At 70.7% G+C, this 14819-nt stretch carries 10 protein-coding genes; 7 read left to right on the forward strand and 3 right to left on the reverse strand.

What is annotated here, in order from left to right; all coding sequences use genetic code 11:
* Window positions 1-46: 46 nt before the first annotated feature.
* The gene (locus tag OHS57_RS09215; protein ID WP_041990998.1) at window positions 47-1579 is read right to left on the reverse strand and encodes an aldehyde dehydrogenase (NADP(+)); all 1533 of its coding nucleotides are present in this window, start codon (window positions 1577-1579) and stop codon (window positions 47-49) included.
* Between the two features lie 156 nt (window positions 1580-1735).
* Between OHS57_RS09215 and OHS57_RS09220 the strand changes: the two genes are divergently transcribed.
* The 6 genes from OHS57_RS09220 (at window position 1736) to OHS57_RS09245 (ending at window position 11587) form a co-directional block, all read left to right on the forward strand.
* Window positions 1736-2506, forward strand: coding sequence for an IclR family transcriptional regulator (locus tag OHS57_RS09220; RefSeq protein WP_041990997.1), 771 nt, complete (start codon window positions 1736-1738; stop codon window positions 2504-2506).
* Window positions 2506-2976, forward strand: coding sequence for a GNAT family N-acetyltransferase (locus OHS57_RS09225; RefSeq protein WP_041990996.1), 471 nt, complete (start codon window positions 2506-2508; stop codon window positions 2974-2976). The genes OHS57_RS09220 and OHS57_RS09225 overlap by 1 nt, the downstream gene beginning before the upstream one ends.
* Window positions 2977-3189: 213 nt before the next feature.
* On the forward strand, window positions 3190-5301 hold the full coding sequence (locus OHS57_RS09230; protein ID WP_443043066.1) for a discoidin domain-containing protein: 2112 nt from the start codon (window positions 3190-3192) through the stop codon (window positions 5299-5301).
* Between the two features lie 149 nt (window positions 5302-5450).
* Entirely contained in the window at window positions 5451-8684 is a 3234-nt protein-coding gene (locus tag OHS57_RS09235) for a glycoside hydrolase family 3 C-terminal domain-containing protein (RefSeq protein WP_328581601.1), read from the forward strand.
* 11 nt (window positions 8685-8695) lie between these two features.
* A complete protein-coding gene (locus OHS57_RS09240) occupies window positions 8696-10267 on the forward strand; it encodes a beta-1,3-glucanase family protein (RefSeq protein WP_328581602.1) in 1572 nt (523 codons plus the stop codon).
* A gap of 126 nt (window positions 10268-10393) precedes the next feature.
* Window positions 10394-11587 carry an MFS transporter gene (locus tag OHS57_RS09245; RefSeq protein ID WP_443042859.1) on the forward strand — a complete coding sequence of 398 codons (1194 nt, stop codon included), beginning with the start codon at window positions 10394-10396 and terminating at the stop codon, window positions 11585-11587.
* On the opposite strand, the gene OHS57_RS09250 is transcribed toward OHS57_RS09245, so the two are convergent.
* Window positions 11559-12743 carry a hypothetical protein gene (locus OHS57_RS09250; protein ID WP_328581604.1) on the reverse strand — a complete coding sequence of 395 codons (1185 nt, stop codon included), beginning with the start codon at window positions 12741-12743 and terminating at the stop codon, window positions 11559-11561. The genes OHS57_RS09245 and OHS57_RS09250 overlap by 29 nt on opposite strands.
* Complete coding sequence (locus OHS57_RS09255; protein WP_328581605.1) at window positions 12740-13699, reverse strand: 5-dehydro-4-deoxyglucarate dehydratase; 960 nt, start codon at window positions 13697-13699, stop codon at window positions 12740-12742. Before OHS57_RS09255 ends, OHS57_RS09250 begins: the two co-directional genes overlap by 4 nt.
* Window positions 13700-13950: 251 nt before the next feature.
* On the opposite strand from OHS57_RS09255, the gene OHS57_RS09260 reads away from it, so the two are divergent.
* A complete protein-coding gene (locus OHS57_RS09260; protein WP_328581606.1) occupies window positions 13951-14760 on the forward strand; it encodes an NAD-dependent epimerase/dehydratase family protein in 810 nt (269 codons plus the stop codon).
* Window positions 14761-14819 lie beyond the last annotated feature (59 nt).

Here is a 14819-nt window from a genome sequence, read left to right on the forward strand (position 1 = left end):
GTCACCACTCAAGCCCGGGGGAACCTCAGCGCTCCCCTGGCGAACCTCAGTGCTCCGGGCGGTCGTCCACGCGGCGCGGCAGGCCCAGTTCGTTCTCGTCGCGCAGCTCGGGCGGGAGCAGCGCCGGCGGGGTCGACTGGTACGAGACCGGGCGCAGCCACCGCTCGATCGCCGTGGCGCCGACCGAGGTCGAGGTGGACGTCGTCGCCGGGTAGGGCCCGCCGTGCTGCTGGGCGGGGGCGACTGCGACCCCGGTCGGCCAGCCGTTGACCAGGACGCGGCCCGCCAACGGGGTCAGCTCGGCCAGCAGTTCGGCCGCGCCCTCCTCGGTGCCCGCGCCCTCGGCCTCGCTCAGTTGGAGCGTCGCCGTGAGATTGCCGGGGAGCCGGTCCAGTACGGCGGTGATCTCGGCGGTCGAGGTGTAGCGGGCGACGACCGCGACCGGGCCGAAGCACTCCTCCAGCAACAGGTCGTGCTCGCCCGGCTCGGTGAGCAGGTCGGCGGGGAGGGTGAGGAAGCCGGCGCTGACGGTGTGTTCGCCGCCGGCTCCGGGGGTGATCGGGGCCTCGACACCGGGCAGTCCGGCCCGCTCGCTGACGCCGGCGACGAAGGCGTCGCGCATCCGGTGGTCGAGCATCACACCCGGCTCGGTCTCACTGACCGCCTTCGTCAGCGATTCGAGCAGCCGGTCCCCCGCCTCGCCCGCGGGGGCCAGCACGAAACCGGGCTTGGTGCAGAACTGCCCCTCGCCCAGGGTCATCGACCCGGCGAGTCCCGCGCCGATCTGCTCGGCGCGCTCGGCCGCCGCCGAAGCGGTGATCACGACGGGGTTGAGGGAGCCCAGCTCGCCGTGGAAGGGGATCGGCTCGGGCCGCGCCGCCGCCGCGTCGAACAGCGCCCGGCCGCCCCGTACGGAACCGGTGAAGCCCGCGGCGCTGACCAGCGGGTGCTTGACCAGCTCCACGCCCGCGTCGAAGCCGTGCACGAGGATCACGATGTCCTCGGGCAGGCCGACCTGGACCGCCGCCCTGCGCAGCACGGAGGCGCAGATCTCGGAGGTCGCCGGGTGGTCGGGGTGCGCCTTGACGACGACGGGGCAGCCCGCGGCGAGCGCGCTCGCGGTGTCACCGCCGGGGACGGAGAAGGCGAACGGGAAGTTGCTCGCCGCGTAGACGGCGACGACACCGAGCGGCACCTTCCAGCGGCGCAGGTCCGGCCAGGGCGGGGTGCGGGTCGCGTCGGCGTGGTCGATCCGGATGTCCAGGAAGGCGCCCTCGTCGACCACATCGGCGAAGGCCCTCAACTGCGCGCTGGTGCGGGCGAGTTCACCGGTGAGCCGGACGGGACCCAGTGCGGTCTCGGCGTCGGCCGCCTCGATCGCGTGCTCGCTCGTCGCGTCGAGCAGATCGGCCGTCGTACGCAGCAGCGCCGCCCGGACGGTGCGGTCGGCGAGCGCCGGCCTGGCGGCGTACGCTCTGCGCACCGCGCGGTCGACCTCCTCGGAGGTCGCCTCGTCGGCGACCTGTTCCCGTGGCTTCCCCGTTCGGGGGTCGACACTCCAGACTGGTGATGCTGCCACCGCGGCTTCCTTCCTGGCTTTCGGACCTCTGCCATCCAGCAGGTTTTGTTCGGTATTCTGAACAAGATTCCTGATGGTGAATCTGTGAGAACTCTATTTCCGGCCGTTCTGCGGGGTCAAGGGCGGCCAAGGGTGGTCAAGAAGGGGCGAACGACGATGTCGGCTGTGGAATCCGGTGGGGCACAAGTCAAGTCCGCGGTACGGACGGTCGAGTTGCTCGAATACTTCGCCGGCAGCCCCGGTATGCACTCGCTCGCCGCCGTCCAGGAGGCCGTCGGATATCCGAAATCCAGCCTCTACATGCTGCTGCGCACCCTGGTCGAGCTGGGCTGGGTGGAGACCGATGCGACAGGCACACGCTACGGCATCGGGGTGCGCGCGCTGCTGGTCGGTACCTCGTACATCGACGGTGACGAGGTCGTCGCCGCGGCCCGGCCCACCCTGGACCGGCTCTCGGACGACACGACGGAGACGATCCACCTGGCGCGGCTCGACGGCACGAATGTCGTCTATCTCGCGACCCGCCAGTCACAGCATTATCTGCGCCCTTTCACCCGGGTCGGCCGCCGGCTGCCCGCCCATTCCACCTCGCTGGGAAAGGCGCTGCTCGCCACCCACAGCGACGAGCAGGTGCGCAAAATGCTCCCGGAGACGCTGGCCGGGCTCACCGAGCACACGATCACCGACCGGGAGAAGCTGATCGAGGAGCTGCGTACGGTACGGGAGCAGGGGTACGCGGTCGACCGCGAGGAGAACACCCTGGGCCTGCGCTGCTTCGGCATCGCGATCCCCTACCGCACGCCAGCGCGCGACGCGATCAGCTGTTCCGTACCGGTGGCGCGGCTCACCCCCGGCCATGAGCAGATGATCAAGGACACCTTGTTCGACGCCCGTGACCGGCTCACGCTCGCCACCCGGAGGCTCTGATGGACGTCACACTGCGCGAGGTCGAGGCGGCGGACCTGCCGCTGTTCTTCACCATGACGCAGGACCCCGAGGCCAACAGGATGGCCGCCTTCACCCCCGCCGATCCCTCGGACCGCGAGCGCTTCGACGCCCACTGGGCCAAGATCCTCGCCTCGGCCGATGTGCTGCGCACCGTGCTGGCCGACGGCGAGGTGGTGGGGAACGCGGCGGTGTACGGGCCGCCGGGTGAGCGCGAGGTGACGTACTGGATCGACAAGGCGCACTGGGGCCGGGGCATCGCCAGCGCCGCGCTGCGCGAACTGCTCGAACTCGTCCCCGAGCGGCCGATGTTCGGCAGGACGGCCGCCGACAACGCGGGCTCGCTGCGGGTCATGCTCAAGTGCGGCTTCGAAGTCACCGGCAGCAACCGCGACTTCGCCATGGGGCGCGGCGAGGAGATCGAGGAGCTGATCCTCACCCTCGAAGGGTGAGCGCGCGAGCCCGGAAGCGTGAGCGCGGGCAACTCTCCCCCGCCCTTCAATAGTTGACGTCGTGTCGCGGTCCGCTGTGCGAGTTCCGGCGGATCGCGTTCAACTTCTTGACGTGTCGGCAACAACGCCGCAATCATCTGCTCACCCAGAGAGCGCTCTCTCGGGATTTGGCGACCACTAGGAGACGCCATGCAGAGCAGTTCCCCCCTCTCGATGACCAACGGCAGAAGATCCCTGATCCTGGCCGTGGTCGTCGCTGTCCTCGCGAGCCTGGCTCTCGCCCTGAACGGAAACACCCCCGCCAAGGCGGCGGGCACCCTGCTCTCGCAGGGCAAGACGGCGACGTCGTCGTCCGTCGAGAACGCCGGCACCCCCGCCTCCGCCGCGGTCGACGGCAACGCGGGGACCCGCTGGTCCAGCGCTGCCGCCGATCCGCAGTGGATCCAGGTGGACCTGGGTGCCACCTCGTCCATCTCCCAGGTCACGCTCAACTGGGAGGCCGCGTACGCCAAGGCGTTCCAGATCCAGACGTCGACCGACGGCACCAACTGGACGAGCATCTACTCGACCACCACGGCCACCGGCGGCAACCAGACCCTGAACGTGACCGGTTCGGGCCGCTACGTGCGGCTGACGGGCACCCAGCGCGCCACCGCCTACGGCTACTCCCTCTGGGAGTTCCAGGTCTACGGCGGCACCGGGTCGAGCGGCGCCGGCTGCAGCACGACCAACGCGGCGCTCAACAAGCCCGCCACCGCCTCGTCGACCGAGAACGCCGGTACGCCGGCCACGTCGGCCGTCGACGGCAACGCGGGCACCCGCTGGTCCAGCGCGCCCGGCGACCCGCAGTGGCTGCGGGTCGATCTCGGCTCCAGCCAGTCCATCTGCGGGGTCCAGCTGAGCTGGGAGGCGGCGTACGCCACCGCGTACCAGATCCAGTCCTCCACCGACGGCACCAACTGGACGACGCTGCACAACACCACCACGGGCGCCGGCGCCACCGAGCTGATCACGCTCACCGGCACCGGCCGCTACATCCGGGTGTACACCACGGCCCGTGCGACCCAGTACGGCGTCTCCCTCTGGGAGTTCCAGGTCTTCACCACCGGCGGCGGTGGCACCGACCCGGGCGGTCCGACGGACCCGCCCGGCGACTCCAAGCTGCTGTCGTACAACAAGCCGGCCACCGCGTCGACGTACCAGGACGCCAACAGCTGCGTCGGCTGCACCCCGGCCAAGGCGTTCGACCACGACCCGGCCACCCGCTGGGCCACCAGTGACAGCAACGGCTGGGTCGACCCCGGCTGGATCAGTGTCGACCTGGGCGCCACCGCGCACATCACACAGGTCGTCCTCCAGTGGGACCCGGCGTACGCGACGGCCTTCCAGATCCAGACGTCGGCCGACGGCAACAACTGGACCAGCATCTACTCCACGACGACCGGCAAGGGCTTCAAGCAGACCCTGAACGTCGACGGCAACGGCCGCTACGTGCGGATGTACGGCACCGCGCGCAGCAACGGCTACGGCTACTCGCTGTGGGACTTCGACGTGTTCGGCACGGGCGGCAACCCGACAGCGCCGCCCGCCGCGCCGCCGGCGCCCAACAACCCGCCGAAGCTGGTGTGGAGCGACGAGTTCAACGGCGCCGCCGGCACCAAGCCCGACACGGGCAAGTGGACGCAGGACACCGGCCGCGGCCAGAACGGCGAGCTGGAGACCTACACCAACGGTGACAACACCAACATGGACGGCGCGGGCAACCTCGTCATCGAGGCGAGGAAGGAGGCCGACGGCTCGTACACCTCGGGCCGTATCAACACCTCGGACCACTTCAACTTCGCCTACGGGCACGTCGAGGCGCGGATCAAGGTGAGCGGCACGCAGGGTCTGTGGCCCGCGTTCTGGATGCTCGGCTCGAACTTCAAGTCCGGCACTCCGTGGCCGAACTCGGGTGAGATCGACATCATGGAGCACGTCGGCAAGGTCGCCGACTCGGTGTACTCCACGCTGCACGCGCCCGCCTACAACGGCGGTGGCGGCTACGGATCTCCGTACACCGTGGCGGGCAGCGACTTCGCCTCCGCCTTCCACACCTACGCCGTGGACTGGGACGCCAGCCACATGACGTTCTCCGTCGACGGCAAGGCGTTCTTCACCGCCGACAAGGCGACGGTGGAGGCGACCAGGGGCCCGTGGGTCTACGACCACCCGTTCTACATCATCCTCAACAACGCGGTGGGCGGTGACTGGCCCGGAAACCCGGACGCCTCCAGCGTCTTCCCGCAGAAGATGCTGATCGACTACGTGCGGGTCTCGCAGTGAGAGAAGTGCGCCAACCAGCAAGGTGACGAACGGGTTTCGGCGTGGTGACGCGCCGTCAAGTAGTGAAGGCGCCCGCACATGGCCTCCTGTCATGTGCGGGCGCCACCGTCGGAAGCACTGTCTTCGCTGACGAGAGAGGCACACCCCCCATGCCCTACTTGAGGTCGCGGCTCGCGGCCCTCATAGGTTTTCTGATGGTGGCGGCCCTGATCGGGGCTCCCCAACTCGCTTCGGCCGCCGGCCCCGTCCTGCTCTCGCAGGGCAAGGCGGCGACGGCCTCCTCCACCGAGAACGGCGCGTTCCCCGCGTCCGCCGCCGTCGACGGTGACCCCGGCACCCGCTGGTCGAGCGCGGCGGCCGACCCGCAGTGGCTGCGCGTCGACCTCGGCTCCAGCCAGTCCATCAGCAAGGTCGTACTGAACTGGGAGACCGCCTCGGCGAAGGCCTTCCAGCTCCAGACCTCGGCGGACGGCACCAACTGGACCACGATCTACACGACTTCGGCCGGTCCTGGCGGCAATCAGACGCTCACCGTCGCCGGCACCGGACGCTACGTCCGGGTCTACGGCACCCAGCGCTCCACCCCGTACGGCTACTCCCTCTGGGAGTTCCAGGTGTACGGCGGCGGCTCCGGGCCCAGTGACGTGTGCGGTACGACGACGGCGGCGCTCGGCAAGCCGGCCACCGCCTCGTCCGTGCAGGACGCGAGCTTCACCGCGGGCGCCGCCTTCGACGGCAACGCGGCGACCCGCTGGTCCAGCGCCGCCACCGATCCGCAGTGGCTCCAGGTCGACCTGGGCGCGGCGACCGAGATCTGCGGCGCGCAGCTGACCTGGGAGGCCGCGTACGCGAAGGCGTACCAGATCCAGACGTCGAACGACGGCACCAACTGGACCACCGGCTACTCGACCACCACCGGCGCGGGCTCCACCGAGAACGCGAGCTTCACCGCCACCGCCCGGTACGTACGGATGTACGGCACGGCGCGGGCCACCCAGTACGGCTACTCGCTCTGGGAGTTCACCGTGCTGACGCCGGGCGGCACGGCTCCGCCGTCCGGCGGTAACGGCGACTGCCCGTGGGCGGGCTCCAACGCCCCGGTGGCGACGCGGGTTTCGCAGGTGCTCGCCGAGATGACGCAGGCGCAGAAGATCTCGCTGCTGCACGGCAACGGCAACGCGTCCCCGTACATCGGCAATCTGTCCGGCATCCCCTCGCTCTGCATCCCCGACGTGGGCTTCCAGGACGGGCCGAGCGGGGTCGGTGACGGGATGGGCGGCGTGACCCAGCTGCCGTCGGCCGTCGCCTCGGCCGCGACCTGGGACACCGGCCTTGAGCAGCAGTACGGCGCCGTGGCCGGGAACGAGTTCGCCGGCAAGGGCGCGGGTGTGGCGCTCGGCCCGACGCTGAACATCGTGCGCGACCCCCGCTGGGGCCGGGCCTTCGAGACGTTCAGCGAGGACCCGTACCTGACGTCGGCGATGGCGACGTCCAATGTGCAGGGGCTGCAGAGCCAGGGTGTGATGGCGCAGCCCAAGCATGTGGCGGTCTACAACCAGGAGACCAACCGCAACGGCCCCGCCGACAACGCGATCGTCTCCACGCGGACGCTCCAGGAGATCTATCTGCCGGGCTTCCAGTCCGTGGTGAGCAAGGGCGCCGCGGCCTCGGTGATGTGCGGATACGCCACGGTCAACGGTGACTTCGACTGTGACAGCGGCTATCTGCTGAACACCGCGCTGTACCAGCAGGCGGGCTTCGGCGGGTTCGTCACCAGCGACTGGGGCGGCGCCCACTCGACGGTGAAGGCCGCCAACAACGGCATGACGGTCGAGATGCCCGGCGGGTACTTCTACGCCGACTTCCTGGCCCAGGCGCTGGCCAGTGGCCAGGTCAGCCAGGCGACGCTGAACACCATGGTGGGCCGGGTGCTCACCCAGATGTTCTCGTTCGGCCTCTTCGACAAGCCGCACACCGGTTCACCGACGGCCACGGTCACCACGGACGCGCACAAGGCCACCGCCCGGCAGGTCGCCGAGCAGGGCAGTGTGCTGCTGAAGAACAGCGGGATCCTTCCGCTGTCGACGGCGACGACGAAGTCCATCGCCGTCCTCGGCGCCGACGGCGGCGCGGGCGTGCAGTCCGTGGGCGGCGGCAGTGCCACCGCCACCAGCTCGGGCACGATCTCGCCGCTGGACGGCATCAAGAACCGCGCGGGCTCGGGGGTGAACGTCCAGTTCAACGACGCCACCGACATCGGCGCGGCGGTGGCGCTCGCGAAGAGTTCCAACGTCGCGATCGTCTTCGCCAGTTACGGCGAGAACGAGGGCACTGACCTCACCGGCATCGATCTGCCGGGTCAGCAGAACTCGCTGATCACGCAGGTCGCGGCGGCCAACCCGAACACCATCGTGGTGCTGCACACCGGCTCGGCGGTGACCATGCCGTGGCTCGGTTCGGTCAAGGGCGTGGTGGAGAACTGGTACGCGGGTCAGGAGGTCGGCAACGCGCTGGCCAGGCTGCTGTTCGGGGACGCCAACTTCTCCGGCAAGCTGCCCGTCACGTTCCCCAAGAGCCTGGCGGACGTACCCGCGCACACCACGGCGCAGTGGCCCGGCAACGGGTCGAACGTGCAGTACTCGGAGGGACTTGACGTCGGGTACCGGTGGTACGACGACAAGAACATCGAGCCGCTCTTCCCGTTCGGCTACGGCCTGTCGTACACGTCGTTCGCCTTCTCCGGGCTCCAGGTCGGCGCCCCCGACGGCAGCGGCAACGCGACGGTGACGGCGACCGTCACCAACAACGGCACCCGGGCGGGGGCCGAGGTGGCCCAGCTGTACGTGGGCGCCCCCGCGTCGACGGGCGAGCCGGTCAAGCAGCTCAAGGGGTTCCAGCGGATCGACCTCCAGCCGGGGGCGAGTCAGCAGGTCCGCTTCACACTCACCGCGCACGACCTGGCGTACTGGTCGGACTCGGCGAACAACTGGACCACGGCCGCCGGTGCTTACCGGATCTCGGTCGGTGACTCGTCGAGGAACCTCCCGCTGACCGGCACGCTCAACGTCGGCGCCACGCTCACCGCGAAGACCGTCACGGGTCAGGCGAGCGCCGCGGGCAAGGCCGTCACCATCAGCAACCCGCACGGCATGAGCAGCACCGCCGACACGGCGGTACGGCTGCCGGTCACCGCGAAGTCCACGTCCGCGGCTGCCGCGGTCACCTTCACAGCGACCGGTCTGCCGGCCGGTCTCACCATCAGTCCGGCGGGTGTGATCTCCGGGACAGCGACCTCACCGGGGACGAGGACGGTCACCGTCACAGCCACCGACAGCGGCACGGGCGCCACCGACAGAGCGAGCTTCGTATGGACAGTGAGCTGAGAGGAAGTCAGATGCCCAGCAGAAGAAACGTTCTCGGATGGGCGGCCGCGCTCGCGGCCGCCCCGGCCCTGGACCTCGCGTTGAGCACGACGGCGTCGGCGGCTGGACCGCTGCCGATCACCATCGTCAACAGCACGGGTTCGTACGCCAATTCGGCGATCTGGATCTATGTCGTCGGCACCAACACCTCGGGCCAGCAGTGCTACGTGCGGGCCGACGGCGTCCAGGTGCCGGTCTCGCCGGGGCTCAACGGGCCCGACGGGTACGCCGATCTGGCGATCCCGTTCAGCGGTTCCGGCAACGCCCTGGTCAATCTGCCGTACATGTCCGGGCGGATCTACTTCTCGCTCGGCGCGAAGCTGAAGTTCCGGGTGGTCACCGACGGCAACGGCAACTCGGCGCTGCAGTACCCGGCGGCCTGGGTCACCACCGACCCGAGCTATCAAGTGCTGCACGACTGCATGGAGTTCACGTACAACAGCACCGGCATGTACTGCAACATCACCTTCGTGGACATGTTCAGCGTCCCGATGGCGATCCATCTGGTCGGCAACTCCGACCAGACCACCGGCACGCTCAAGCCGGGCGGCCGTGACGCGATCTTCTCGGCGATCAGGGCGCTGCCCGACTTCGCCCGGCTGGTCAGCGCCAACGGGCTGCGGGTGCTGGCCCCCGGCCACGGCATCGAGGGCGGTCTCTTCTCGTCCACGTACTACGACCCGTACATCACCCAGGTGTGGGACACGTACGCGAGCCGCGATCTGAACGTCAAGATCAACGCCACCACGTACACCGGCCGGGTCTCCGGCGGGGTGCTGCGCTTCAACAACGGCGTCGCGCCCATCCCCAAGCCCAGCACGCTGGACGTCTTCTACTGCAACGGCGCGCTCAGCGCGCCCAACGACGGGCTCTCCGGACCTGTGGCCGCGCAGCTCGGGGCGGCGTTCAACCGCTCCACCCTGCGCGACAACGCCAACCAGCCCGTCACCGATCCGGCGCAGTACTACCGGCAGCCCATCAGCAACCACTTCTCGCGCGTGCTGCACGAGAACAGTGTCAACGGCAAGGCGTACGGCTTCCCGTTCGACGACGTCGGCGACCAGGCGTCGTACATCCAGGACAACGCGCCACGGTCCATGACACTGACGCTGACCCCGTTCGGCGCGGGCGGTCCCACCGATCCGCCGCCCACCACGACGCTGCTGTCGACGGGCCGTCCGGCCACCGCGTCCTCCGCGGAGAGCGCCGCTTTCGCGGCGTCGGCCGCGGTGGACGGCAACGCCGGCACCCGCTGGTCGAGCGGGTTCGCGGACCCGCAGTGGCTCCAGGTGGACCTGGGCTCGGTGCGGTCCGTCAGCCGCGTACGGCTCAACTGGGAGGCCGCGTACGGCAAGGCGTACCAGATCCAGACGTCCACCAACGGCTCGACGTGGACGTCTGTCTACAGCACGAGCGGCGGTGACGGCGGCACGGACGATCTGACGTTCACCGCCACCGACGCCCGTTACGTCCGCTTCTACGGGACGCAGCGGGCCACCCCGTACGGCTATTCCCTCTGGGAGCTGGAGGTGTACGGCCGGTAGACCCGGCCCGAACTAAGACCTGCCCGCGCCCCGATGTAGGTCAACCGCCCGATGCCGGGCCCCGGTCCTCAGATGCCACTGTGCGCTTCTGACGATCAGAACCGGCGACCGGAAAGCGGGTGGGGCGTGGTGTGGAGCGGCGGGGGCGTACTGAAGGACCGCGATGCCGGGCTGTATCTGTCCGGTGTGGTCGTGTCAGGCTTCGGTACGTCCTCGCTCTGGCTCGCCGCCGGTATCTGGGTCAAGTCCCTCACCGGATCGGACAGTCTGGCGGCGCTGACGGTCTTCGCGATGTGGGCGCCGACGCTGGTCGGCCCGCTGCTGGGCACGGTCGCCGACCTGATGCCCAGGAAGCCCCTGCTGATCTGGTGCAATCTCGCACTCGCCGCCCTGCTGGCCGCGCTGTTCGCCGTCGACTCGGCGGGCCGGGTGTGGATCGTGTTCGGTGTGCTGTTCGTGTACGGAGCCGGCGGGGTCGTCCAGGACGCCGCCGAGGCGGCCCTGGTGGCGACGGCGGTCGACGCCCGGCTGCTCGCGGACTTCAACGGGCTGCGGATGACGGCCAACGAGGGCATGAAGCTCGTCGCGCCGCTGGCGGGCGCGGGGCTCTTCACCCGGTTCGGCGGTCCGGCCGTCGCCCTCCTCGACGCGCTGACCTTCGTCCTGGCCGCCGGGGTCTTCGCGCTGATGCGGGTCCGGGAGGAGAAGCCGGCCCGGCAGCCGCCGGGTGCCTGGCTGACCGGCACGGCGGAGGGCGTCCGGCGGCTGCGGGACACCCCTGCCGTGCGGCCCCTCGTGCTGGCCGCCGCGCTGACCCTGCTGCTCGCCGGGTTCAACGGCGCGATGAGCTTCGCCGTCGTGGACCGGGGCCTGGGCCGGGAACCCGCGTTCCTGGGGCTGTTGTCGGCGGTGCAGGGCGCGGGTTCCGTGGCCACCGGGCTGTTGGCGGGGCCGCTGCTGCGGCGGCTGCCGGAGCGGCGGTTCGGCGCCGCGGGGATCGCGCTGTTCGCCGTGGGCCTCGCGCTGCGGGCGGTGCCGTACGACGCGCCGGTGCTCGCCGGGTCGTTGGCCGTGGGACTCGGTCTGCCGGCCGTGCTGATCGCGGCGATGACGGCGGTGCAGCGCGAGATCCCGCCCGCCGTGCTCGGCCGTACCGCCGCCACCGCGGGCACGGTGATGTTCGCGCCGAACGCGGTGGCGCTGGCGCTCGGCGCCGGGCTGCTCACCGTCGTACCGTTCACCGCCGTTCTGCCGACGGCCGGTGCGGGCGCGCTGCTGACGGCGCTCGCGCTCAACGCAGGCTGGAGAGCGCGGCCTTGACGGACTCCAGATCGGCGTCCGACGCCAGCCCCGCGTGGTACAGCCGCAGTTCGTCCGCACCGAGGGCCGCGGCGCGCGCCGCGTCCTCGGCGAGGGTGCCGGGGCTGCCGCCCATGCCGCTGACGACCGTGAAGTTGGCGGCGAGCACGGTCGACGGGGTGGCGTGGGCGGCGAAGGGGGTCAGCATCGTCTCGGCGGCGCCGCCCGTGCAGGGCAGCACGACCCCGTCGGCGACGGCCAGGATGTGCGCCGGGTCGACGCCCGCGTTGGCGCCGGTGTGGTGCGCGGCCGGATCGGCGTGCAGCAGCACCTGGAAGCCGGGGGGCGCGGCGGCTCGTACGGCGGCGACCGCCTGCTCCTGGAGGTCCCGGGCCACCTGGCCGCGCCGGTCGAGGGTGACGGCGGCGAGTTCGGCGCCGATCAGCTTCTCGATACCCGCCCTGCCGCTCGCTCCGCCGGGTGTGGCGTCCCCGGCCCAGACGGGTTCGAGCGCGCTCCGTACGGCGGCGGCGAGCCGGTCGGGGTCGGTGTCGAGGTCGGCGTATCCGGCGCGGCAACTGGCGCAGAAGCAGAGCGACATCAGGTACTGCGCCGCTTCGCCGAGGCCGACACCGGCGATCTTGTCGTGGGCGTGCAGATGCGCGAGCCCGTACCAGCCGCAGGACTCCAGCTCGGTCCCGCGCGCGCCGGGCCGTACGGCGGCCTCGGCCGCGAGATCGACCAGGTACCGGACGACGGCGGGCTGCGCGACGCAGGGCGCCCAGGGGTAGCGGTCGCCGTACGCGTTGACGACGGACGTGGCCGGATGTTCGGCGCCGAGGCGGGAGTTGTGGGCGAGCACCACCCAGGTGTGCACGTCGAGCCCGGCGTCGGAGAGGGCGGCGGCCGCCTCGCCGTAGGCGTCGCCGGGTGCCCAGTCCCCCGACGGGTACGGACGCGGCACGCGGCCCGCCCAGCGGGTCTCGTCGGCGGGGTAGAGCACGGCGGCGTGCTCGGCGGTGACGACGCGGTGGCGCGGATGGCGCGGGGTGAGCGCGCGGGTGGAGTGGTAGGCGGCGGCCAGGGTGACCTGCTGGACGCCGAGACCGGCGATCCTCGCTGCCGCTTCCGGGTCCCCCACGACGTCCCAGGGGTAGACGAACGCGGAGGCCTTCACGCGCCGTCCTTCGCCGGGCTCTCCTCCAGCAGCGCCCGGCCGCGTTCGACGAGCGTCGAGAGCGCCTTGACGTGGTCGGGCAGCGGTTCGCCCAGCGGCGGCCGCACCTCGCCGACGTCCAGTCCGCCGAGCCGTACGCCCGCCTTGACGAGCGAGACGGCGTAGCCGCGGCCCTGGTTGCGCAGTTCGACCAGCGGCACGTAGAAGCCGTCCAGCAGCCGGTTGACGGTCGTGTCGTCGCCGGTGGCGAGCGCCCGGTAGAAAGCGAGGGCGATGTCGGGGGCGAACGCGAAGACGGCGGACGAGTAGAGCGTCACGCCGATGCCGCGGTAGGCGAGGCCGGTGAGTTCGGCGGTGGGCAGGCCGTTGAAGTACAGGAAGTCGCGCCCCGGCTCCGCCGTGCGGACGGCGCTGAGGATGCGCTGCATCAGGTCGAGGTCCCCGACGCCGTCCTTCAGGCCGATGATGCCGTCGACACGGGAGAGCGCGACGACGGTCTCCGGGGTGAAGACAGCGTTGTCGCGCTGGTAGACGATCGTCTCCAGGGAGGTGGCGGCGGCGAGCGCGGTGTAGTGGCGCAGCAGGCCCTCCTGGTCGGCGACGACCAGATAGGGCGGCATCGCGAGCAGTCCGTCGGCGCCGGCCCGCTCCGCGAGCTCGGCGTACTGGACGGCGAGCGCCGTGCCGTACCCGGCGCCGGCCACGACGGGCACCCGCCCGGCCGTCTCCTCGACGGCCGCCGCGACGCACGCGCCGAACTCGTCGGGGGTGAGAGCGTGGAACTCGCCGGTGCCGCAGCACGCGAAGACGGCCGCGGCGCCCGCTTCGACGCCCTGTCTCACATGGGCGCGGAAGACGTCGAGGTCGAGGCCGCCGTCCGGTCCGTACGCGGTGACGGGGAAGAACAGCGGCCCGTCGACCCGGGTGAGTCGAGCGGCGAGCGGGGCTGTGGTCACGGAAGCTCCCTGGCCGTGCGCCGAGCCCGGAAGCCCGTGCACAGTTCTGATCGATGTCCATATCTCTGAACGGAACCACGCTAGGGCAGCCGCGCGGGGCAGGTCAAGACAGGATCGGCCAACCCCCGGACGGATTCGCACCCCGCGCGCGACACTTGACGCTGCTCGCCAGCCCTCCCTAGCGTGTCCATACATGTGAATTCCGTCTACGCATCTGAGCGCATATTCGCGCAGCCGAGGAGCCGCCCCCCATGCCAGCACCGCGCACCGTCCTGCTCACCGGCGCAGCAGGCGGCCTCGGCACCCTGATGCGGGGCCTGCTGCCCGCGTACGGCTACGAACTCCGCCTCTTCGACGCCACCCCCATAGAGGGCGAGCCGGACGCCGTGACGGCCGATCTCGCGGACAAGGAAGCGTTGCGCGAGGCCGTCGAGGGGGTCGACGCGGTCATCCATCTCGCCGGCATCTCCCTGGAGGCGTCGTTCGACAAGATCCTGCGCTCCAACATCGAGGGCACGTACAACCTGTACGAGGCGGCGCGCGCCGCCGGTGTCCCGCGCGTGGTCAACGCGTCGAGCAACCACGCGGTCGGCTTCACGCCCCGCCCGCAGGGCGACGATCCGCTGATCCCCGTCGACACGCCGCGCCGCCCGGACACGTACTACGGCCTGTCCAAGTGCTTCGGCGAGGATCTCGCCCAGCTCTACTGGGACCTGCACGGCCTGGAGAGCGTCTCCGTGCGGATCGGCTCCTGCTTCCTGGAGCCGACGACCGTGCGCATGCTCTCGGTCTGGATGAGCCCGGGTGACGGTGCCCGGCTGTTCCACGCCGCGCTGACGGCCGAGCAGGTCGGGCACACCGTCGTCTACGGCTCGTCGGCCAACACCCGGCTGTGGTGGGACCTGTCGACGGCGCGGGCGCTCGGGTACGAGCCGCGGGACGACTCGGAGCAGTACGCGGACAAGCTCATCGCCGAACAGGGCGAACTGGACCCGGACAACCCCGACCACGCGCACCTCGGCGGCCACTTCACCACTCATCCGCCGCAATGGCCGTACTGACGTTCGGATTACGAGGCGCCGAAAGTAAGGGAACGGCAAAGCGGGGTCGTTCGTTACGT

It is taken from the genome of Streptomyces sp. NBC_00370 (genome assembly GCF_036084755.1).
In the GTDB taxonomy this organism is placed as follows: Bacteria; Actinomycetota; Actinomycetes; order Streptomycetales; family Streptomycetaceae; genus Streptomyces.